This is a genomic window from Burkholderia sp. Ac-20345, from assembly GCF_017104825.1.
Lineage (GTDB): Bacteria > Pseudomonadota > Gammaproteobacteria > Burkholderiales > Burkholderiaceae > Burkholderia > Burkholderia lata_B.
In genome coordinates, this window is record NZ_JAAGPO010000076.1 from 23,530 (window position 1) to 44,608 (window position 21,079).

20 protein-coding genes are annotated in these 21,079 nt (G+C 68.3%); 13 read left to right on the plus strand and 7 right to left on the minus strand.

All coding sequences use genetic code 11. The features are described 5' to 3' along the window. Nucleotides 1-41 precede the first annotated feature (41 nt). Genes G3O06_RS25525 through G3O06_RS25545 form a run of 5 tightly spaced genes read left to right on the plus strand, consistent with a single transcriptional unit; the run spans nt 42 to nt 4,938 of the window. A complete protein-coding gene (locus G3O06_RS25525) occupies nt 42-791 on the plus strand; it encodes an FkbM family methyltransferase (protein WP_205817879.1) in 750 nt (249 codons plus the stop codon). After that, nucleotides 792-1,784 carry a phosphotransferase gene (locus G3O06_RS25530; RefSeq protein ID WP_205817880.1) on the plus strand — a complete coding sequence of 331 codons (993 nt, stop codon included), beginning with the start codon at nt 792-794 and terminating at the stop codon, nt 1,782-1,784. After that, nucleotides 1,729-2,664 carry a 4Fe-4S cluster-binding domain-containing protein gene (locus G3O06_RS25535; protein ID WP_241020237.1) on the plus strand — a complete coding sequence of 312 codons (936 nt, stop codon included), beginning with the start codon at nt 1,729-1,731 and terminating at the stop codon, nt 2,662-2,664. The genes G3O06_RS25530 and G3O06_RS25535 overlap by 56 nt, the downstream gene beginning before the upstream one ends. Beyond that, nucleotides 2,661-3,722 carry an asparagine synthase-related protein gene (locus tag G3O06_RS25540; protein ID WP_205817882.1) on the plus strand — a complete coding sequence of 354 codons (1,062 nt, stop codon included), beginning with the start codon at nt 2,661-2,663 and terminating at the stop codon, nt 3,720-3,722. Before G3O06_RS25535 ends, G3O06_RS25540 begins: the two co-directional genes overlap by 4 nt. A gap of 7 nt (nt 3,723-3,729) precedes the next feature. Beyond that, nucleotides 3,730-4,938, plus strand: coding sequence for a glycosyltransferase (locus G3O06_RS25545; protein WP_205817883.1), 1,209 nt, complete (start codon nt 3,730-3,732; stop codon nt 4,936-4,938). On the opposite strand, the gene G3O06_RS25550 is transcribed toward G3O06_RS25545, so the two are convergent. Further along, nucleotides 4,895-5,584, minus strand: a complete 690-nt coding sequence (locus G3O06_RS25550) for a CmcI family methyltransferase (RefSeq protein ID WP_174916951.1) — start codon at nt 5,582-5,584, stop codon at nt 4,895-4,897. The two genes, G3O06_RS25545 and G3O06_RS25550, sit on opposite strands and share 44 nt — an antisense overlap. Nucleotides 5,585-5,609: 25 nt before the next feature. Here G3O06_RS25550 and G3O06_RS25555 point away from each other — a divergent pair, with 25 nt between their 5' ends. Next, a complete protein-coding gene (locus G3O06_RS25555; RefSeq protein ID WP_346779554.1) occupies nt 5,610-6,575 on the plus strand; it encodes a phosphotransferase in 966 nt (321 codons plus the stop codon). 12 nt (nt 6,576-6,587) lie between these two features. Here the strand turns inward: G3O06_RS25555 and G3O06_RS25560 are convergent, their stop codons facing one another. The 6 genes from G3O06_RS25560 to G3O06_RS25585 all read right to left on the minus strand — a co-directional run bounded on the left by G3O06_RS25560 (nt 6,588) and on the right by G3O06_RS25585 (nt 11,964). Continuing rightward, nucleotides 6,588-7,163, minus strand: a complete 576-nt coding sequence (locus G3O06_RS25560; protein ID WP_205817885.1) for a polysaccharide deacetylase family protein — start codon at nt 7,161-7,163, stop codon at nt 6,588-6,590. Between the two features lie 85 nt (nt 7,164-7,248). Then, a complete protein-coding gene (locus G3O06_RS25565; RefSeq protein ID WP_241020238.1) occupies nt 7,249-7,668 on the minus strand; it encodes a hypothetical protein in 420 nt (139 codons plus the stop codon). Nucleotides 7,669-8,021: 353 nt separating this feature from the next. Continuing rightward, a complete protein-coding gene (locus G3O06_RS25570; RefSeq protein ID WP_205817886.1) occupies nt 8,022-8,831 on the minus strand; it encodes an ABC transporter ATP-binding protein in 810 nt (269 codons plus the stop codon). Next, entirely contained in the window at nt 8,824-9,906 is a 1,083-nt protein-coding gene (locus G3O06_RS25575) for an iron ABC transporter permease (protein WP_205817887.1), read from the minus strand. Before G3O06_RS25575 ends, G3O06_RS25570 begins: the two co-directional genes overlap by 8 nt. Continuing rightward, on the minus strand, nt 9,903-10,844 hold the full coding sequence (locus G3O06_RS25580) for an alpha/beta hydrolase-fold protein (protein WP_205817888.1): 942 nt from the start codon (nt 10,842-10,844) through the stop codon (nt 9,903-9,905). Before G3O06_RS25580 ends, G3O06_RS25575 begins: the two co-directional genes overlap by 4 nt. Nucleotide 10,845: 1 nt before the next feature. Next, nucleotides 10,846-11,964, minus strand: a complete 1,119-nt coding sequence (locus tag G3O06_RS25585) for an ABC transporter substrate-binding protein (protein WP_205817889.1) — start codon at nt 11,962-11,964, stop codon at nt 10,846-10,848. A gap of 159 nt (nt 11,965-12,123) precedes the next feature. Between G3O06_RS25585 and G3O06_RS25590 the strand changes: the two genes are divergently transcribed. The 7 genes from G3O06_RS25590 to G3O06_RS25620 form a co-directional block, all read left to right on the plus strand. Beyond that, the gene (locus G3O06_RS25590) at nt 12,124-13,098 is read left to right on the plus strand and encodes a helix-turn-helix transcriptional regulator (RefSeq protein ID WP_241020239.1); all 975 of its coding nucleotides are present in this window, start codon (nt 12,124-12,126) and stop codon (nt 13,096-13,098) included. 116 nt (nt 13,099-13,214) lie between these two features. After that, nucleotides 13,215-15,377, plus strand: a complete 2,163-nt coding sequence (locus tag G3O06_RS25595; RefSeq protein ID WP_205817890.1) for a TonB-dependent receptor — start codon at nt 13,215-13,217, stop codon at nt 15,375-15,377. Between the two features lie 49 nt (nt 15,378-15,426). Then, the gene (locus tag G3O06_RS25600) at nt 15,427-16,611 is read left to right on the plus strand and encodes an isochorismate synthase (protein WP_205817891.1); all 1,185 of its coding nucleotides are present in this window, start codon (nt 15,427-15,429) and stop codon (nt 16,609-16,611) included. After that, complete coding sequence (locus tag G3O06_RS25605) at nt 16,608-18,224, plus strand: (2,3-dihydroxybenzoyl)adenylate synthase (RefSeq protein ID WP_205817892.1); 1,617 nt, start codon at nt 16,608-16,610, stop codon at nt 18,222-18,224. Before G3O06_RS25600 ends, G3O06_RS25605 begins: the two co-directional genes overlap by 4 nt. Before the next feature lie 63 nt (nt 18,225-18,287). Beyond that, nucleotides 18,288-19,163 carry an isochorismatase family protein gene (locus G3O06_RS25610; protein ID WP_205817893.1) on the plus strand — a complete coding sequence of 292 codons (876 nt, stop codon included), beginning with the start codon at nt 18,288-18,290 and terminating at the stop codon, nt 19,161-19,163. Then, complete coding sequence (locus tag G3O06_RS49805; protein ID WP_254607974.1) at nt 19,160-19,483, plus strand: DUF2218 domain-containing protein; 324 nt, start codon at nt 19,160-19,162, stop codon at nt 19,481-19,483. Before G3O06_RS25610 ends, G3O06_RS49805 begins: the two co-directional genes overlap by 4 nt. Before the next feature lie 44 nt (nt 19,484-19,527). Next, nucleotides 19,528-21,079: condensation domain-containing protein (locus G3O06_RS25620; RefSeq protein ID WP_241020240.1), on the plus strand; the 1,552-nt coding region annotated here is incomplete at its 3' end.

The following is a 21,079-nucleotide window of genomic DNA, read 5'->3' on the forward strand; positions in this document are numbered from 1 at the left end:
CCGAATACCACCCTCAATTCCGACCCGGAGCCGCCCCCTCGATGCAGGACCATCCTCTCCCGCTCGACCTGTCCGGCCTTGCGCAAAGCCTGTATGCGCAGGGCACCGAGGAAGGCATCCTGTCGCGCCTGATGGAGCGGATCGCACCGACCAACCGCTTCTGCGTCGATATCGGCGCAAGCGACGGCCTGCGCAACAGCAATACCGCGCGGCTGCTGCGCGAACAGGATTGGTCCGGCGTGCTTGTTGAAGGCAGCGCGTACCGTTTCGGCAAGCTGGCCACCCACTACGCCGGCGCGGACCGCGTCCGCTTGCACCACGACCGCGTTCAGCCCGACACGATCGACACGTTGCTCGCCGATGCGAACACGCCAACCGACTTCGACCTGCTGTCGATCGACATCGACGGCAACGACTACTGGGTGTGGCGCGGCCTGCAGGCATTCCAGCCTCGCATTGTCGTGATCGAATACAACCCGTACTACACGCCGCCCGAGCGTTGGGTGATGTGCTTCAACCCGGGCCACGAATGGGACGGCTCGACGTATTACGGTGCGAGCCTCGAATCGCTCGTCCATCTCGGCCGGCAGAAGGGCTATGAACTCGTCTGCTGCGACGACATGGGCAACAACGCGTTCTTCGTGCGGCAGGACCTGTATCCGCTGCTCGGCATCGCGAACAACGATCCTTCGGTGCTGTTCCGCCCGGCGATGTACAAGGTGCGCTACGTCGGGCACAACACGTTCCTGAGCGGCCATCCGTATCGATACGGGCCGGCCGAGCACATCTGAATGGACTCGCTCGCCGCAACCTTCGACGAGATCCGCGAGGCCTATGCGCTGGGCCGAATCGGGCAGCCGCGCCAGGTCGGCGAACGCGTGTGGCACCTGCCGACCGATGACGGCGGCGTAGCGGTCAAGCTCTACGCGCCAGGGCATCATGCGCGTGCGGCCAAGGAGGCCGCCGTGCTCGCGCACTTCGAGACGCACGGCGATGCACGTTTCCATGTGCAGGCGTTGAAACGCACGGCAGCCGGCGAACCGCTGTGGGCGGGGACAAACTCCCACGCGATGCTGACGCGCTGGGAAGCCGGGCAGTTCAGAACCTACGACACGTTTTCACCGGCCGAATGGGATGCGCTCGGCGCGAGTCTGGGAGCGTTGCACACGAGCCTCGAACAGCTTCATCTGCCGCAGCTCGACACGATCCGCACACGGCTGACCGCGATCGACGCGGACGCGGTGCGCCGCAGCCTGCTCGACGCGCTGGATCGCGCCCGCTCGAACGACGGCGCCGAGAACCTGCGCCGCTACGTCGATCTCGCGCTGCGCATGCTCGACCGCTACTATCCGGGCAGCATCGACGCGTTTCCCGCCGCCGATCCGCAGCACCCGATCCACAACGACTACAACCAGTTCAACTATCTGTTCACGGGCACGCTGCCGCCGCTCATCCTCGACTGGGAAGCGTCGATCGGCGCACCGCGCGAATACGAACTGGTGCGTTGCCTGAACCATCTGCCGCTGGAGGCACCGCATCTGGCGGAAGCGTTCGTGCAGGCATACCGGCTGACCCGGCCGATAGATCCCGCGCGCATTGCATGGGCGGTGGATGCAGCGTGCCTGCAGCACGCGCTCAAGCTCTGGATCGTGCAAGGCTGGCTCGACGACCCGTCGCGGTTTGGATCGCATCTGAACGGCGCGGTGACGATGGCATCCGCGATGGTGGATGCGCGCGACCGTCTGGTCGATTTCTTTTCCCGTTGTGTGGAAGCAGGACGCTGAAGTGAATGCGAATCTGAACCGGACTTCGAATCCGACGCCGCGGGCCGAGCGGCAGCATGTGTTTCCGCCGCCGCTGGATCGCGATTACCGCGTCGAAGACGGGCGCGTGCTGACGCGCTCGCTGGAAGCGCACATCGTCGATCACTGCAACCTGACCTGCGCGGAATGCTGCTCGCTGTCGCCGCTGCTGCCCGAGTGGTATGCGAGCCCCGAATCGCTCGAGGCCGATCTGCGCAAGGCGGCGAAGGTGCTGCGTCCGCGCATGTTCAAGCTGGTCGGCGGCGAGCCGCTGCTGCATCCGGCGCTCGTCGAACTTGTCCGGTGCGTGCGCGCCACGGGCATCGCGCCCGTGATTTCCGTCACGACGAACGGCCTGAAGCTCGGTGAGATGACGGACGCGTTCTGGCAGGCGGTGGATGCACTGACGATCTCGCGCTATCCGAAACCGGCGCTGTCGCCCGACCTGGCCGCGCACATCGAGCGCCAGGCCGCGCGCTTCGACGTGCGCCTGAACTGGAAGGTGCAGGACGTGTTCACGACGATGAACCGAGCGCAGCCCGGCACCGATCGCGATGAAGCGCAGCGCCTTTATCAGGATTGCTGGATCCGCGAGCGCTGCCATATGATTCGCGACGGCATGTTCTACACGTGCACGCGTCCGGCGCACTTCCATACGCTCTACAAGGGCGAGAAGGATTTTCAATCGGACGGCCTGCCGCTGCGCGACGACGCCGGCATGCTCGACGCGATGCTCGCCTATCTGCAACGCGAGGCTCCGCTCGAAGCGTGCCTGCATTGCCAGGGCGGCAGCGCGCCGGTGGCGCCGCATCGCATCCTCAAACGCATTGTAGTGGACTCCTTAAAGGCCCGTTATCCATGATCGTCGGCACGCGCGACCTGTTCGGCTTCGACCGGCTTCACTACCATCCGCGCAGCGGCACGACGGCGTCCGGCATCGGGGCCGTCCTGCGCGCAGCGGGGCTGCCGGCCGGCGAGCCGGACGCGGCGGCCATCGCGGGCTACCTGAGCGGCGAGCGGCTGGTGGGCCGCACCGTGTTGCGCGACGTGCGCGCGGTGCCGCCCGGCCATGCGCTGGCCCGTTCGACGGAAGGGCTGACCGTGCAGCCGGCACCCGGGCAGCCACAGCACGCGGATCTTGAAACCGTGCTGCGCGCATCGCTGCAGCGTGCACTCTACAGCGGCAAGCGCGTCGCGCTGGCGCTGAGCGGCGGGCTCGATTCGGCGCTGCTGCTCGCGTTGCTGCGCGAACTCGGCGCGCAGCGGCTCGTGACGTCCTACATCCTCGTGACCGACATGCCGGACTATTGCGAACGCGATGCCGCACTCGAACTGGCTGAGCAGATGCAGGCGAACGTGAAGATCGTGCGCGCGAACGAGGCCGATTTCGTCGCGGCGCTGCCGAGAACGACCCATGCGGTCGAGGAGCCGATGTTCAACCTGCATCCGGTCGCGAAGCTGCTGCTCGCCGAGGCGATGGCCGCGGACGGCGTCGAGGTGGCCATTACCGGCGACGGCGCGGACCAGGTGCTGCGCCGCGACCAGTCGGCCAACTATCTGCCGCTGTGCCATGCGTTGTTCGATGCGGCGTCGGTCGATCTGCATCCGCCGTTCGTCGACGATACAGTCGTCGCGCATCTGACGAGCATCGCGCCCGATCCGGACAAGCAATGCCTGCGCGATCTCGGCGCGCGCCTGAACCTGCCGGACCGTCTCGTGCACGGCCCCAAGCGCGGACGGCTCGCCCCGGCGATGGACCTCGCGGCGCTGCTCGATCGCGACCGCACGCACGCGTTGGCCGATAAGCTCGGCCTGGCCGCCCCCACGCTGCAGACGGACAACGAACGCGTGCTGTGGACGACGCTGTCGCTGATCCTCGATCATTTCGACCACCTCGATGCCGCGCATCGCCCAACCTGAGCCGCTCATGAAACGCATCCTGTTCTGCGTAGTGCCCGAGAAAGGGCACGTCAATCCGTGCATCGGCCCGGCCCAGCATCTGCGCGCCGCCGGCTGCGACGTCGCGTTCTACGCGCCGGCCGACATCAGCGCGCAGCTCGACGGCGCCGGTGGCTTCGCGTTCGTCGGGCCGCGCGAGACGCCCGAGCGCCACGACCTGTCGCGCGGCGCGAGCTTCGCCGCGAACATTCGCGACGCGGACTGGCTGCGGCACTGGATTCGCACGCTGCTGATCGACCTTGCGCCCGCGCAGGTGGACGGCATCCGCGCGGTGCTGCGCGACTGGCAGCCCGACGTGGTCGTGATCGATCCGCTGCTCTATGCGGCGGCGATTGCCGCGGAGCTGGAAGGGCTGCCGTGGGTCTCGATGTCGAATTCGCTGAATCCGGTGCTCCCGGACGATCTCGATTCGGAACTGCTGCGCACGGTGCGATGGCTCGCGCCGGAACGCACGCGCCTGTTCGCGCGCTACGGGCTCGATGCGCGTTTTCGCGGTTGCGACATCCTGTCTCCGCACCTGACGCTCGCGTTCACGACCGATGCGCTGGTCGGTGCGCCGCCGCCCGGTGTCGAGCTGGTCGGCCCGGCACTGCCGTCAGGCCCCCGTGGCGACGAAACCGCGTTCCCGTGGGAGCGCCTCGACGCGGATCGACCGCTCGTCTACATGTCGCTCGGCAGCCAGCTTTACTACCATCCCGATGTGTTTGCGAAGGTCATCGACGCCACGCGCGCGACATCGGCGCAACTGGTGCTGTCGGTGGGCGAGCTGGTCGATTCGGATCTGCTGCCGGCCGGCGACGAGCGCGTGGTCGCCGTGCGTTACGTGCCGCAACTGGCGCTGCTGCGGCGCACGCACGCGTTCGTCAGCCATGGCGGCGCGAATTCGGTGATGGAGTCGCTTGCATGCGGTGTGCCGATGCTGCTGTCGCCGTTCTGCAACGACCAGTTCCATTCGGCGCACTTCGTCGAGCGGGCCGGTGCGGGGTGCGTGCTGAATCTGCAGCAGGCCGGCGTGGCGGACATCGCCGATGCGCTCGAGCGGCTGTTGCGGCCCGGATCGTTGCGCGAGCAGGCGGCGCGGATCCGCGCGAGCTATGCGGCGCGCGACGGTTCGGCCGAGGCGGCGCGCCTGATCAACGCACTCGCTTCAGGAAACCGCCTGGCGACAGCGTCATGAGTACGCGGTCTTCGATGTCGTAGTCGACCTCGAACCGGTCGTCGCGGGCGAGGAATTCACGCGCGGCGGTGGCCGGGTTGTTGCCTTTGCCGTACGGCTTGCCGTCGAACATCGACGCGGGCAGGTACTCCATGATGGTGTCCATCACGATCGCGTAGCTGCCGCGCGTCACGAGCGGCGCATAGCATTCGAGTTCGCGCAGCACGTGCGCATGGGTGTGCGTGAGATCGAGGATCGCCATCACGCGCGCGCCGTCGCCGATCTGTGCGCGCACCGACGCGAGCGTGTCGGCCGCGCACGATTCGCCTTCGATCAGCGTCATGCGATGGGCGAGCCGGTGCGATTGCAGGCGCTGCCTGACTTCGTCGCGCAGGCGCGGTTCGATCGCGACGACGCGGCCGCTGTCGCCGGCCAGTTCCAGCATCGACGCGGAGAACACGACACCGCCGCCCGCCGCGATGCCGGTCTGCACGATGCAGTCGGGACGCTCGCGCCAGATCAGTTCCTGGAGCGCGAGCATGTCGCCGGGCAGATGGAAGAAGCGCTCGCCGAGCCAGCGGGTCTGGAACAGATGGTCGAATTCGGCAGCGCGCGTCAGCCATTCGATGTTGATGTCCCGCATGCGGGCCGAAGGACGCTCTGACATGGTCAATGCAATGAGTAGGAGTGACGTGAAAACGCTGGAACCGTGGCTTCACCGGTACTGGAACATCGGGCCGGCGCGCATGCAGGCGCTGGCGTCGGGCCATACTAACAAAACGTACCTCGTCGAGTGCGAGGCGGGGCGCGCGGTGCTGCGCGTGTCGTGGTCCGGGAAGCCGGTCGAGCAGGTGCATCGCGAGGCGGCAATACTCGGCCATCTCGGCCATCCGCGTACGGCACCGATGCTGCCCGTGCTGCCGCGCCTGCGGCCGACCGTGGATGCGCAATCCGGTGTGCAGTTGCCCGATGGAAGCTGGCTGCATCTGTTCGAGCATATCGACGGCAGCCCCGGCCTGCCGGAGGACGTGGAGGCGGGCGCGAGCGATGCGATGCGCGCACTCGCGCATCTGCATGCGGCGCTGGCGGTGATACCCGCGACCGAATCGGCGCCGCTGGCGTGGCTGTCGGCGCGCTACGCACGCGTGGCGGCGCGTCCGGCACCGTCGTTGCCGGGCGATCTGATCGGCCACTACGGGACGATGGTCCGGCGGATCGGCGCGCACCTCGACGCTGCCTCACGCTGGCTGACGGGGGCGGTGCACTGGCTGCACGGCGATTATCACGCGGGCAATCTGCTGTACGTGGGGCACGCGGTGAACGGTGTGCTCGATTTCGACGATGTCGGGCAGGGTGCGCAGTGGCTCGAAGCGGCCTTTGCGCTGTTCGCGCTGTCGCGCGATGCGGGCAGGGATGATCGCTTCGTTTTCGATGCGCAGCGCTGGGACGCCGGCCTGCAAGCCTATGCAGCGACGCGCTCCGATGCCGCGCCGGACTGGATGCACGACCGCCGCGATGCGCTGACGGCCCTGTTCTGCGCGGACCAGACGCTGATCCATCTCGAAGCCGCGCAGCGCGGCTTGTGGACGCCGGGGCCCGGCATCGGCTTTCTCGGCGGCTGGTGGCAGTTGCTGGATGGCACGACACCCGGACGTTAGCCGGCTGCTGCGTCAACGCTGCCGATTCAGGAACAGGCGCACCGCTTCGACCGTGTTGGGCCGCGCCTCGCCGTGCCGCGATCCGTCGTGCATGCAGAACAGCACGTCGCGCTGCCGTGCCGCGCTGGCGTCGACATGCGCGCACATCGCGTCGTATAGCGCCTGCGGCGACGGCGCCGGCCGCTGCCAGTCGTCCAGTATCGTGGTCCAGCCCGTGTGTTCGCGCTGCAGCTGCGCGAGCACGCCGGCGCGATTGTCCTGCGGCATCAGTCCATAAGGCAGGCGCAGCGGGATCGTGTCCGGCGCGGGAACACCGGCGCGGCGATAGGCTTCGCGGATCAGCGCGTCGGTCGTCTCGATCTCGTCGATCAACGCATCGTCTGCCAACGCGCCGGGCTTCGCGTGCGAATGCGTGTGATTGCCGAGACGATGGCCGTCACACGCCATCCTCGCTGCGACGTCGAGCGCGCCCGCCAGATTCTGGCCGAGCAGGAAGAAGGTCGTCTGGCAGGATGCGGCGCGCAGGACGTCGAGCAAGGGGAGCGTCGAAGGGCCGGGGCCGTCGTCGAAACTGAGGCGAATGGACATCGCGGGTGGGGGCGCCGTTCAAGGTGTACTGGAGGAACGATAGCGCAAGTCGCGGCGAGCGGCGGCCGGCGCAATCATCTGCCGCCTACTGGGTCGGCTCGATGGCCAGCGGACAGGTGCCGACCCGACGCAAGCGCGTGCCGGTCCACTCGTAGAAGAACCGGGCGGCCTTCGTGCTGTTGTAGTCGCAATCGTCGTTGAAGCAGCCCGCGACGATCAGCAGCGTACTGCCGGGCCGGAAATCGACGCGCTCCTCGTCGTTGCCCATCACACCCGCGATGGCCTGCACGCCGGGCATCGTGTACGTCGCGCCCGTGTACTTGTCGACGATCGCGAAATTCCGGCAGTCCGTTCCGCAACCCCAGATCGCGACACGGTAGTGGCCGGCAAAATTGGCCGGCTGCGTGAATTCGTCGCGAATCACGGTGCGGTAGAGGCGGGCTTCCTTGCTGGTCAGGCGGGGCGCATGGGCCGTGGTGTGCGGCGCGCGCGGGATAGCGATCAAACGATGGCGACGGGCAGTTTCGGGCGGACGCCGCGGTGACGGGCACCGGCTGGGCAGCCACGGCCCAGCCGGCAAGCATGGCCGTGGCGCCGGCCGTCAGCAGAAGTCGGTATGCACGCATCACGCGATCGTCCTTGCAGGGAAGAGGAGCGGGCCGCCGCGCGCACGGCGGCCGTGCGGTCGTTTGCCGATGTCGCGGCGGGTCGGGACCTGACGGCCCCGCCGCGCGATTCTATGACGCTTCGCGTGCGCCGGCACGCGTTGTTGTCGGCGTCCGGTGCGACTGCGCGAACGGCATGGCGGCCTGATGCCCGCAAGCCGGGCCGGTCGTCAGCGCGACGACCGGTCCGCGCTCAAGCGTCGCACGCTTCTCGCGCGTCATCCGTAATGGCTCGCTCCGCGAGCGCGACATAATCGCCGGCCGCCGTGCGTTCGACCCGGGCGTCGACACGATACGCGCGCCGCAGGTGCGGCGGTGTCAGGACTTCGGCAGGTGCGCCGTCGGCGACGAGGCCGTCGGTGCCCAGCAGCACGAGCCGGTCGCAGAATCGCGACGCGAGATTCAGGTCGTGCATCGCAACGAGCACGACCGCACCGCATCTGCGTGTCGCGTCCCCGACCGCTTCCAGCGCGAGCAACTGCCAGCGCAGGTCGAGCGCGCTCGTCGGTTCGTCGAGCAGCAGCAGCGGCGTGTCGCGCACGAGTACCTGCGCAAGCCCGACCATCTGCCGCTGTCCGCCGGACAGCCGCTCGAGTGGCGACATCGCGAGCGCTTGCAGCCGCAGGCGCTCGAACACGTTCTGCAGGCGCAGGTCGCGTGCCGCGTCGGACAAACCGGGACAGGTCGCGCGCAATGCGCTGCGGACGGCCTCGTACACGAGCAGCGACGACGGTTGCGGCAGCGTCTGCGGCAGGTAGCCGACCTGTCGCGTGTGTTCCCGGCGCGCGCCGCGCAGCAGGTCCAATCCGCCGAACGTCGCGTTGCCATGCGCGGCCACGAGCCGGGCGAGTGCGCGCAGCAGCGTCGACTTGCCGACCCCGTTTGGTCCGAGCAATCCGACCATCGTGCCGGGCGTAACGGGCGCGAGCGACAACCGGTCGAGCACGACCTTCGCGCCATAGCGCGCGACCAGGTCGTCGATGTACAGGGTGCCCTTATCCATCGAGCCTCCTGCGCCGGCTGACGAGGATCATGAACAGCGGCACGCCGACCAGCGCGGTGATGATCCCGATCGGCAGCGTCACTCCCGGGATCAGCGCCTTGCTGAGCACGGATGCGCCAGCCAGCATGATCGCGCCGGCGAGGGCGGCGCCGGGCAGGTAATAGCGATGCTCGTCGCCGACGAGCAGCCGTGCGACGTGCGGCCCGACGAGACCGACGAAACCGATCGTGCCGACGAACGACAGCGCGGTGGCCGACAGCAGGCTGATACGCACCAGCGCGACGAGTCGCAGCCGCTCGACGGCGATGCCCATGCTGCGCGCCTGTTCGTCGCCGGCGCGCAGCGCCGTCAGCGATGCGACGTCGAAGCTCGCCCACAGCGTGCACGCGGCGAGCACGCACGACAGCAGCGCGATCTTGCCCCACGTCGCGCGCGAGAGACTGCCCATGCTCCAGAACACGATCTGCTGGAGCGCGTTCGCGTCCGCGAGAAACTGCAGCAACCACAGCAGCGCCTCGAAACTGAACATCAGGCCGATACCGAACAGCACCACGGTTTCGGTCGTCGCGCCATGGCGCCACGCGAGCCAGACGATCAGCAGCGTCGCGAGGCTCGCGCAGCAGAACGCGCCGAGCGACAGCGCGATGTTCTCGTTCCAGAGCACGACGTGCCAGCCCGAGATCACGACGAGCGACGCACCGACGCTCGCGGCGGCCGACATGCCGAGCGTGAACGGGCTCGCGAGCGGGTTGTTCAGCACGGTCTGCATTTCCGCGCCGGCGATGCCGAGCGACGCGCCGACGAGCACGGCCATCAGCGCATACGGCAGGCGCACGTCCCAGAGGATCACGCGCTGTTCGAGCGGCAGCGCGTCCGGCCGGAACAGCCCGGCGACCAGATCCGCGATCGGGAACGGCGACGGGCCGGTGCCGATGTCGACGACGAGCAGGGTGCCGAGCACGCAGGCGAGGAACATCAGTGCGCCGACCCGCCGCGCGGCGATTGCGCGGTAGCGCAGCTTCAGCGAAGCGGACGAACGGGACGAAGGCGACGATGCGGGCGACGCGGCGCTCATGCGGCCTCTCCCGCGTCGGTTTCGGCCGCGATGCGCGCGGCCAGCATCGCGCTGGGCACCACGACGCCGCCATGATCCTCGCCATCGATCAGGCGGAACGTCGCGTCGAGCCCCGGGCGGGCACCGACGCGCCGGACGAACTCGCGCGCGGAACTGACCTGCTTGCGCGCCTGTTGCCGGCGCATGCGTTCGACGTCGGGATTCGGCGCGCCTTCTTCGAGGCTACCCGCTGTGACGAGCAGCCGCAGCGCCGGCGCCAGCGGCGCCGTTTGCGCGGCGAAGCGGTCCGCATAGGGCAGCAGCGCGCGGTCGCCCCACCAGATCGACGGGCTCGCCGCGACATACCGCGTGAACAGGTGCGGGCGCGTCAGCATCGCGTACAGCGTCAGCAGGCCGCCATACGAATGGCCGAACAGCGTCCGGCGCGCCGGGTCGACCGCCACCTGTTGCGCGAGCCAGGGCTGCACGTCCTGCTCGATGAAATCGAGCAGGCGGTCGGCGACGACACCGTGGCCGTCCTTCAGCGGTGCGAGCGTGTAGTCGTCCGCGCGGGCCGCCATGTCGTATGCGGCATCGGTCGGGTAACCGATGCCGATCACGACGGGCTCCGCATCGGGCGTCGCGTCGGGGCGCGCGCGCCGGTTGCGCACGAGTTGCGCGGCGAGCGGGAAGAGCGCGTTGCCGTCGAGGACGATCAGCACCGGATGGGATGCGGCAACAGCCCGCTCGGCGGGCAGCGCGACGAACAGGCGGCGGGGCTTGCCGCCGACCGTCACGTCGAACTGGCGGCTGTTCGGCACCTGCACGGCGGGCGCTGCGTCGAGCGCGGGCCAGTCCGGTGCGCGAGCGGCGAGTGCGGGGGCGATGCGGGCGCCGAGCGGGCCCGCGAGGCCGGCGACGAGCAGCGAGCGGCGCATCGTGGAAGCAGGGAGCGACATGTCAGGAGCCTTCCTGTACCCAGTATTCGCCCTGCAATGGAACCGGCTGGAAGCGTTGCACCATCGTGTCGAATGTGCGGCGCGGGTCAACGTCGGCGAACAGCGCCGGATGCAGCCATTTGGCCAGAGCCTGCACCGCGACGACGTTGAACGGCGAGTTGTAGAAGTGATGCCAGATCGCATAGGCCCGGCGTTCGCGGACCGCGCGCAGCGGCGTGATCTGCGGGCGCTGCAGCGACTGGTCGAACGAACGGGCGGCGGTTTCGCGGGACACGCCGGCGCCGAGCGCGATGCGCAGCGGCGCACTTTGCAGCGTCTGCGTCGAGCCGATCCCCGTGCCGATGTAGAAATCGGGCTGGCGGCTGAGCAGGTATTCGGGATTCAGCGTGCCGTGCTCGCCGGGCACGCGGCCTTTCGCGATGTTGTTGCCGCCGGCGGCGTCGAGCAGGCGCCCCATCATGCCCGTCATCGTGTCGCAGCAGTCGCTCGACAGGCCGACGCGGCTTTCGAGGAACACGCTCGGCGCGACCGCGTGCGCGTTTGCCAGCCGCGTGCGGACGAGGTCGAATTGTGCCTGCCAGTACGCGTTGAAATCCGCCGCGCGCTGCGGCGTGCCGAGGACTTGGCCGAGCAGCGCGATGCTGCGCGTCGTATTGACGAGCGGGTCGTGCCGGAAATCGACGAAGACGATCGCGACGCCGGCGGCTTCGAGCCGCGCCAGCGTCTCGCGATCGCGCTCGCCGGGGCCGTGGCCGCCGCCGAGGCCGAAGATCGCGACTTGCGGGCGCAGCGCGAGCGCGCGTTCGTCGCTGAAGCTGCCGGCTTGCGAGCGGCCGATGCGCGGCACGTCCTTCAAGCGCGGAAACCGCTCGAGCCATTGCCCGTAGCTGGCCGGATCGAGCTGTTCGAAATCGCCCATCATGCCGACCAGACGACGGGTGGGGTCGTCGGCGTCGACGACCGCCAGCGCGGGCAGCAGACGCCCTTCGCCGAGCAGGACGCGTTCGACGCGCGCGGGAATCCGGACCTGCCGACCGGCAAGATCGGTCACGGTGGTGTCCGCGCATGCCGCTTGCGCAACGAGCCAACTGCACAGCCATGCGCCGAGCATGGCCCACATTCCACTTGTCTTTCTCACACGACTCCCGATACGATAGAAATGAGAATAATTCTCATTTGATTGTAACCGAGCAGCCGGCCATTGCAGGAAGCCGGCTGTTTGATCCAGCGACTAAATAGTTTGTGCGGGCGCAGCGCGCACGCCACGGGGTATCACGACATGACAGCGCAGACGCAAGCTGCTTTCCAATCCGGCGGCAATCGCCACGATGCGCACGTTGCGCGGATCCGCGAGGTGCGTCCGGGCTTGCGCATCCACGCGGACGACGCGACCGACGAATTCGATGCGGTGATGTCGGGGCAGTGCACGCCGGGCCTGCATCTCGTGCTGCTGCTCGAAGGCGCGCTCGACGTGTCGTACGGCGACCGGCGCGTGGTGCTGACGACGGACGCGCGCCGGGCGAATCGGGCCCCGGTGCCGCGGCCCGCGGTGCGGATGCAGTCGTTCCTGCTCAACGCGGTGCAGCCGGATACGTTCCGCCGACGGCTCAGCAAGGGCGGCTATGCGCGGCGGCTCAGCCTTGCGATGTCGGGCGAGTGGCTGGGGCATCTGCAGGCCGCGAGCAGTGGTGTGTTGCCGGAGCGCCTGGACGCGATGCTGTCCGCGCATCTGGCGATTCGCTTCTGGCAGCCGACGCCGCGTGCGACCGCGCTGGCCGAGCAGATCGTGCGTCCGCCGACCTATCAGCCGATGCTGCAGGCGATCTATCTCGAGAGCCGTGTGCTGGAATTGCTTGCCGAGGCGTTCGCGCCGCTCGAGGTGGAGGCGGTGGACGCAGCGCAGGTGCCGGATAAGGCGCTCGGATCGCGCGATTACCGCCGGATGGCGGAATTGCGGGCCTTCCTGGCGAGCGATGCCGCACAGGATTTGTCGCTCGACGATATCGCGCGCCATGCCGGAATGAGTACGAACGCGATGCAGCGGCAGTTCCGTGCTGCCTACGGCACGACGGTGTTCGACTTCATTCGCGAACATCACCTGCAGCGCGCGCGGCTGGCCCTCGAGCGTGACGCGGTGAGCGTCAAGCAGGCCGCGGCGCTTGCCGGCTATACGAGCGCGGCAAACTTTGCGACCGCCTACAAGCGCCGCTTCGGCGTCACGCCGACGCTCGCGCGCCGCAGCGACCATCGCTGACGGTGCGGCGGCCGTCGCTCAAACGAGTTCGTAGCTTACGCAAAGATTTCGGCGCATTACATGTTTCATAATGTAAATGAGAATCAATCACATTACGAAACATCGAAAGCGCCACCATGTCGAGTCAAGCTGCAAACCTTGCATTGAAGCCGGTTGTCGTCGCCGGCCTGTACCTGATGGGCGTGTCGAGCGCGTGGGCGCAGACGCCTGATCAGCCCGCCGGGCCCGCCGGCGCATCCGCCGTCCCGGTTCAGACGGTTGCCGGCGATCCACCCGATCCGGCCGTACTGAAGGAAATCGTCGTGACGGCCAGCCGTCGCGAGCAGGCGATCCGAGAAGCGCCCGCGAGCATCTCCGTGATCGGTCGCGACGATATCGCGGCGAAGCCTTATACGTCGGTTGCCGAGATCGTCAGCAACGTCGAGGGCGTAAGCGTCGTTGGCGCGTCGCCGAACGACCAGGACATCTCGATTCGCGGGATGCCCGGCGAATACACGCTGCTGCTGGTCGACGGCCGCCGCCAGAACACGCGCGAAACGATGAACCGCGGCACCTCGGGCGTGCAGTCGAACCTGATGCCGCCGCTGTCCGCGATCGAGCGGATCGAGGTGGTGCGCGGGCCGATGTCGTCGCTGTACGGCGCGGATGCGATGGGTGGCGTGATCAACGTGATCACGCGCAAGGTACCGAAGCGCTGGGGCGGCACGATTACGGCCGGCAGCGTGTGGCAGCTTGAATCGAACCAGGGCGATACGCAGAGCGTCGACTTCTGGCTCGGCGGCCCGCTGAAATCCGACGTGCTCGGGCTGCAGGCGTCCGGTCGCCTCCTGCACCGTGGCGAGGATGACATCTATTACGCGAACAGCGGCACCGGCGGCGCGAACGGGCAGCGGATCGGCAGCTTCGACGTGAAGCTCGCGGCGAAGCCCACGCGCAACCAGGACGTGAGCGTGAACATCGGGCGCGAGCAGCTGACCTACCTGAGCACGCCGGGCAAGAGCGCGGCGCCGCTCACGCCGCGCACGGCCGCGTCGGCGGTGACCGAGACGCGCCACGTTCGCGACTACTGGGGCATCACGCACGACGGTCGCTGGGGATTCGGCAACACCACGCTGTCGCTCTATGGCGAGCGCGGCGTGCAGGATCAGTGGACGCCGGCCGGTCGCGCGGAGATCCGGCCCGCGCTGACCGACACGATCCTCGAAGGCAAGGCCGAGGTGCCGTGGTGGGGCGAGCGCAACATCCTGACGGTCGGTGGCCAGCATATCTGGTCGACGCTGTCGGGCGTGGCCCGCCAGGACGCGGTGCCGAAGGGCCATGCGGCGAACTCGGACCGGATCCGGCGCAATGCCTGGGCGTTGTTCGGTGAAAACGACTACTTCTTCAACGACCGATTCACGCTGACCACCGGCGTACGGCTCGATCACGATGATCGTTACGGCAGCCACGTGAGTCCGCGCATTTACGGCGTCTACAAGCTCAGCCAGGCGTGGACGGTGCGCGGCGGCGTATCGACGGGCTTCCGGCCGCCGTCGTTGCGCCAGAGCACGGGCGGCTACTGCATGACGTCGGGCGGCGCGGCGGGGGCGATGCCCGGCACGCTGTGCGGCAATCCGGATCTCAAGCCCGAGACGAGCCTGACCGAGGAACTCGGCGTGCGCTACGACCTGGGCGACACGTATGCGGGGTTGACGCTGTTCAACAACCTGTTCAAGAACAAGGTGGCCAGCTACGACACGGGCAAGGCCGATCCGCGCTCGCCGGGCCGCAACATCTACGTGTACGACAACATCGACCGGGTCAAGCTGTACGGCCTCGAACTCGGCGCGGGCACGCGCGTGCTGCGTACGCTGAAGGTGTCGGGCACCTACACGCTGACCCAGTCGCGCCGCGAGGGCAGCGGCGAGAAGGCGTTCAACGGCGGGTCGCTCGACGGCTATCCGCTCGACAAGACGCCCAAGCACAAATTCAACGTGCAGGTCGACTGGACGCCGACTGCCAAGCTCGATCTGTACGCGACGGCGAACTACATCGGCAGCGAATACTGGGCGGCGTTCCGCAACGGCGCGCAGGGTGTTCGCGAGCGGCCGTCGACGACCACCTTCGATCTCGGCGGCCGCTACCGGATCGACAAGCGTTTCTCCGTCAACTTCGCGGTGCTGAACCTGACCAACAAGATGGTTCCGATCGACGATCGCACGCGCACGACCGGCCTGAGCGGCAACTGGCTGATCGATCAGGGGCGCCGCGTCGCGGTGAGCCTCACCGCCGAAATGTGACGGCACGGCCGGTGCGATGCGCCGGCTCTTCAATCTGGAGATGAATGCGATGAATGCGATATCCCATCCTTCTAGTCTTTTAGTACCCCATAACATATGGGATCTCTATCGTGCCGATGCGGCGCTGTTCCTGGCGACTCCGGCCCATACGCTGCTCGCGGCCGATCCGGCGGAAGCGATTCCGCATGCGGATACGCCGCTGGCCACGCGCGTGGCAGAGGCGCTGCGTCGTGCGCAGGCGAATGGGTATGACGGCGCAGCGGTGGTCGGCGCCGTGCCGTTCGACGCAGATACGCCGGCCGCGCTGCGGGTGGCGCACACGATGCTGCGTGCGGCACCGTCCGGCGTGCCGCGGGTGCCGGAGCCGTCCGGAATGCGCTATGCCACGCGCGAGGTGCCAGCGGCCGACGCCTATGGCGACGCGGTGGCGCATGCGGTCGCGCGCATCCGCGCGGGCGAACTCGACAAGGTCGTGCTGGCGCGCACGCTCGAAGTCGACGGCGAGCAGCCGGTCGACGTCGCACCGCTCGTCGCGCGTCTCGCGGCACGCAATCCGCACGGCTATACGTTTTCCGTCGATCTCGGCGCGGGGTGCACGCTGCTCGGCGCAAGCCCGGAACTGCTCGTGAACCGCTTCGGCGGCGTCGTGCGCGCGAATCCGCTGGCCGGCTCCGCGCCGCGCAGCCTCGACCCCGTCGAGGACCGCCGTCGCGCGGAGGCGCTGCTGGATTCGGCCAAGGATCTCGACGAGCACCGGGTCGTCGTCGAGGCGGTGCGGGACAGCCTCGCGCCGTTCTGCTCGCATCTCGACGTGCCGGCGCGCCCGTCGCTGATGCACACCGAGACGATGTGGCACCTGTCCACCGAAGTGCGCGGCGAAACGCAGGCCGACGCATTGACGCTCGCGCTTGCGCTGCATCCGACGCCCGCGGTCTGCGGTGCGCCGCGTGACGCGGCCCGTGCATGCATTCGCGCGGCCGAGCCGTTCGACCGTGGGTTCTACGCGGGGATGCTCGGCTGGGTCGATACGCGCGGCAATGGCGAATGGATCGTGACGATCCGCTGCGCGCAAGCGTTCGATCGCACGCTGCGGCTCTATGCAGGGGCAGGCGTCGTCGCCGAGTCGACGCCCGACGGCGAGCGGACCGAAACGGCGGCCAAGTTCAGGACGATGCTGGATGCGCTGGGGATTCGCCACGACGCCGCATCGGGCGGCGCCCGGGAGGCGGCATGACGATCGCGCACGGCACGCCGTGGCCGGCCGCGCTGGCCGACACGTACCGGAAGAAGGGCTATTGGCGCGGTGAATCGTTCACCCGTTGGTTCGATGCGCGCGCCGCGCAATTCGCCGAACGCACGGCGCTCGTGCAGGGCGATCTTCGCTGGTCGTACCGGACGCTCGCGGCCGAGGCGCAACGCATTGCGCGCGCGCTGAGCGCGGCGGGCATCGCGCCGGGCGATCGCGTGGTGTTGCAACTGCCGAACTGCGCGGCCTTCTTTGCGACGACGTTCGCGCTGTTCCGCATCGGCGCGCTGCCGGTTTTTGCGTTGCCCGCGCACCGGCGTCGCGAGATCGGCTTCTTTTGCCGGCACGCGGGTGCGGTGGCCTACATCGCGGCGCAATCGCACGACGGTTTCGACTACCGGTCGCTCGCGCGCGACGTACAGGCCGACGCGCCGACGCTGAAGCACGTGCTGTTCACGACGCCGGGCAACGCAGGGCTCGATCTGCCCGATGCACCGGAGGCCGCATTGCCGCCCGGGCCGGCCGCGCACGAGGTGGCGTTCCTGCAGTTGTCGGGCGGGAGCACGGGCACGCCGAAGCTGATTCCGCGCACGCACGACGATTATCTGTACAGCGTGCGGGAGAGCGCGCGCATCTGCGGGCTGAGCGAACGCACCGTCTATCTCGCTGCGCTGCCGGCCGCGCACAACTATGCGCTCAGCTCGCCGGGCTCGCTCGGTGTATTCGACGCGGGCGGCACGGTCGTGCTGTGCGACAGCGCCAGCCCCGACGTTGCGTTCGAGCTGGTCGAGCGTGAACGTGTAAACGTGGTCGCGCTCGTGCCGCCGCTCGTGCTCGTCTGGCTGAACGCCGCTGCGCGACGCGGCGGCGCGCCGGCGAGTCTCGAACTCGTGCAGGTCGGCGGGGCGCGGTTCGATCCGGCACTGGCCGCGCGCGCGGCGGATGGCTTCGGCGCGCAGCTTCAGCAGGTGTTCGGGATGGCGGAGGGGCTCGTCAACTACACGCGGCTGGGCGATCCGCGCGACGTCGTGATCGCCACGCAGGGGCGGCCGATCTCGCCGGACGACGAGATTCTCGTGGTCGACGACGACGATCGTCCGGTCGGGCCGGGCGAGGTCGGTCACCTGCTGACGCGCGGCCCGTACACGATCCGCGGCTACTACGACGCGCCGGTACACAACGCACGCGCTTTCACGGGGGACGGCTTCTACCGCACCGGCGATCGCGTGCGGATCACCGACGGCGGCTATCTCGTCGTCGAGGGGCGCGCGAAGGACCAGATCAATCGGGGCGGCGAGAAGATTCCCGCGGAGGAGATCGAGCATCTGCTGCTCGCGCATCCCGGCGTTGCCGACGCGGCACTCGTGCCGATGCCGGACCCGTATCTCGGCGAACGCAGTTGCGCGTACGTGATTCGCGGATCCGCGGCGCCGAGCGTGGCAGATCTCGTGCGGTTCGTGCGCGAGCAGGGCGTTGCGACCTACAAGGTGCCGGACCGGATCGAGTTCGTCGACGCGTTCCCGAAGACCCCGGTGGGCAAGATCGACAAGCGGGCGTTGCGGCAACGCATCGCTGATTGCCTGGCAGACGCGCCTGCCTGAGGTCCGGTGCTCAGGTAACGCCGAAAGCATTCATTTTCACGACGCTTCACCACACATTCCAACATGGCCATTCCGAAAATCGCTTCCTATCCGATGCCGGCAGACCTGCCGGCCAACCGCGTGACCTGGCAGTTCGATCCGCGACGCGCGGCGCTGCTCGTGCACGACATGCAGGACTATTTCCTCGATTTCTACGATCGCGGCGCATCGCCGGTGCCGTCATTGCTTGCCGGTGTGCGGCGCCTGATCGATTTCGCGCATGCGACGGGGATGCCGGTTTACTACACCGCGCAGCCGGCGACCCAGGCGCCGGCGGATCGTGCGCTCCTGACCGACATGTGGGGCCCGGGCCTGACCGCGCAGCCGGCGCGCGCGGCGATCAGCGAGATCGTCGCGCCGGCGCTCGGCGACACAGTGCTCGACAAGTGGCGCTACAGCGCCTTCCGGCGCTCGGATCTCGACACCCGGCTGGGTGCACAGGGGCGCGACCAGCTCGCGATCTGCGGGATCTACGCGCACATCGGCTGCCTGATGACCGCATGCGATGCGTTCATGCGCGACATCAAGCCGTTTTTCGTCGGCGATGCGCTCGCGGATTTCTCCGAACGTGAGCACCGGATGGCGCTCGATTACGTCGCGGGGCGCTGCGGCAGCGTCGTGTCGGTCGACAGGCTCGTCGGCGCAGCCCATGACGATCTCGCGACGCCGATGCTCGACGACGTCGCGCGGCTGGTCGCCGGAAGCCTGCGCGTTCCGGCCGCGACGCTGCGCGCGGACGCCAACCTCGTCGATTGCGGCATCGATTCAATCCGCATGATGACGTTCGTCGAGCAGTGGCGGGCCGACGGACACGACGTTACGTTCGTCCAGCTCGCCGAACAGCCGACGCTCGAAGCATGGGCGCGCCTGCTGCAACGCACCGCACAGGTGCCGGCGTGACGGTGCGGGACGCGCCCGGCATCCATCCGGCGCCGTTTGCCAGCACGGCGGAAGTCACACTGGCGCATGCCGATCGCGTGCTGTTCAAGCTGTGCAAGCACTACGCGATCAAGGTGCCTGTCGTATTCGACGAGCACCGCGCGACCGTCGACTTCCCGTACGGAACCTGCCGGATGCAGCGGGTCGACGATCGGCTGTGGCTGCGCTGCGAAGCCGATGCGGCCGACAAACTCGCGCAGATCCAGTACGTGATGGACGAGCACCTGGTGCTGATGTCGCGCAATCGCGAGCTCGTGATTGCGTGGCAGCAGGCCGACTGACGGCCTGAATTCCGGTTCAACGCTTATTCGCGATATCTCCATTCATGCAACTCGAAGAACAACCGATACGCGCGACATCCGCGCAATACGGGATCTGGGTCGCGCAGCAGGTCGATCCCGACGATCCGGGCTACCTGACAGCCGAAATCATCGAACTCGACGGCGCGCTCGACGTTGACGCGCTCACCGGGAGCGTCGAGGCGGTGCTCGATCATGCCGATGCGCTGCACATGCGTTTTGCATGGGCCGACGATACGCTCTGGCAATGTCGCCGCGCACCGGCCACGCGGTTGTCGCTCGTGGACCTGTCGACGCAAGCGGATCCCGAGCAGGCGGCACGGGACTGGATGATGGCAGCGCTGTCGGTGTGCTGCGATGTCACGTCCGATCCGCTGTATCGCACGATGCTGTTGCGGCTCTCGCCGACGCGGCACTGGTGGTATCTGCAGGTTCATCACATCGCGCTGGACGGCTTCGGCTACGGGCTGCTGCAGCAAGCCGTCGCGGCGCGCTACAACGCACGGGTCGGCAATGTGCCCGTGCCGGAACTGCCCGATTGGCGCGTGGATCGCGTTGTCGAAGCCGAGGCGCGTTATCGCGCGAACGGCGGCTTCGAAGCCGATCGTGCATTCTGGAGCGCATACCTGCGCGACATGCCCGCGCCGCTCGTGCTCGCGCCGAAGCAGGACGTGGCCCCTGAAGCGGCGCGGGCCACGCGCGTGGTCGACGGCGCCCGGCTGGCCCGGCTCAGGGACGCCGGGGTGCACGCGGGCGTCGACTGGAACGCGTGGCTGTTGTGCGCGACCGGGATCTGGCTGGCAAGACAGGGCGGGCAGCGCGACCTGACGCTCGGGCTGCCGGTGATGAACCGGCTCGGCACGGCGGCCCTCGGTGTGCCCTGCATGGCGATGAACATCGTGCCGTTTCGCGTGCATGTCGACGCGGGCCATTCGCCGCGCGATCTCGCGCGCGCCTGCTCGGAGCAGCTGCGCGCGATCCGGCCGCATCTTTACTACCGCTACGGCTGGATTCGCGGCGATCTGGGCCTGCTCGAGCGCAACGTGTTCCTGTTCAACCAGGCCGTCAACGTGATGCCGTTCGAGCGGCAGGTCGCGTTTCGCGGGCTGGCGAGCGATACGCACGCGGTGAGCGGCGGGCCGGTGAAGGACCTGAACGTGACGCTCGCCGTGCGTGGCGGCGCGTGGCATCTGACGCTCGAGGCCAATCCGAACGCGTACGACGCCGACACGCTCGCGGCGTACGCGCAAAGCTTCGTGGAGTGGCTCGACACGTTCGCCGCCTGCGAGGCGGACGAACCGGTCGCGCGCCTGATCGACGACCTGCCGCCGCCATCGATCATGCGCGGCGCGGTGCTGCCCGGGCCGCACGACGACGTGATCGCGCTGATCGAACGCGCGGCGCGCGACGCACCTGCGAACACGGCGATCGAAGCCGGCGAGTGTCGCGTCGACTATCGCACGTTGCTCGCCGAAACCGCGGCGCTGGCGGACGAGCTCGTCCGGCGTGGCGTGACACAGCAGACGCGCGTCGCGCTCGCGGCGCCGCGCGCGCCGGACGTGATCGCGGCGATGCTGG

Bases quoted from the DNA above. Each gene is read 5' to 3' on its own strand.
- G3O06_RS25590 (WP_241020239.1), top strand. From the start codon at position 12,124: ATGACAGCGCAGACGCAAGCTGCTTTCCAATCCGGCGGCAATCGCCAC.
- G3O06_RS25595 (WP_205817890.1), top strand. From the start codon at position 13,215: ATGTCGAGTCAAGCTGCAAACCTTGCATTGAAGCCGGTTGTCGTCGCC.
- G3O06_RS25545 (WP_205817883.1), top strand. From the start codon at position 3,730: ATGAAACGCATCCTGTTCTGCGTAGTGCCCGAGAAAGGGCACGTCAAT.
- G3O06_RS25600 (WP_205817891.1), top strand. From the start codon at position 15,427: ATGAATGCGATATCCCATCCTTCTAGTCTTTTAGTACCCCATAACATA.
- G3O06_RS25605 (WP_205817892.1), top strand. From the start codon at position 16,608: ATGACGATCGCGCACGGCACGCCGTGGCCGGCCGCGCTGGCCGACACG.
- G3O06_RS25550 (WP_174916951.1), bottom strand. From the start codon at position 5,584: ATGTCAGAGCGTCCTTCGGCCCGCATGCGGGACATCAACATCGAATGG.
- G3O06_RS25560 (WP_205817885.1), bottom strand. From the start codon at position 7,163: ATGTCCATTCGCCTCAGTTTCGACGACGGCCCCGGCCCTTCGACGCTC.
- G3O06_RS25570 (WP_205817886.1), bottom strand. From the start codon at position 8,831: ATGGATAAGGGCACCCTGTACATCGACGACCTGGTCGCGCGCTATGGC.
- G3O06_RS25580 (WP_205817888.1), bottom strand. From the start codon at position 10,844: ATGTCGCTCCCTGCTTCCACGATGCGCCGCTCGCTGCTCGTCGCCGGC.
- G3O06_RS25610 (WP_205817893.1), top strand. From the start codon at position 18,288: ATGGCCATTCCGAAAATCGCTTCCTATCCGATGCCGGCAGACCTGCCG.
- G3O06_RS25540 (WP_205817882.1), top strand. From the start codon at position 2,661: ATGATCGTCGGCACGCGCGACCTGTTCGGCTTCGACCGGCTTCACTAC.
- G3O06_RS25575 (WP_205817887.1), bottom strand. From the start codon at position 9,906: ATGAGCGCCGCGTCGCCCGCATCGTCGCCTTCGTCCCGTTCGTCCGCT.
- G3O06_RS25525 (WP_205817879.1), top strand. From the start codon at position 42: ATGCAGGACCATCCTCTCCCGCTCGACCTGTCCGGCCTTGCGCAAAGC.
- G3O06_RS25535 (WP_241020237.1), top strand. From the start codon at position 1,729: ATGCGCGCGACCGTCTGGTCGATTTCTTTTCCCGTTGTGTGGAAGCAG.
- G3O06_RS25585 (WP_205817889.1), bottom strand. From the start codon at position 11,964: ATGTGGGCCATGCTCGGCGCATGGCTGTGCAGTTGGCTCGTTGCGCAA.
- G3O06_RS25530 (WP_205817880.1), top strand. From the start codon at position 792: ATGGACTCGCTCGCCGCAACCTTCGACGAGATCCGCGAGGCCTATGCG.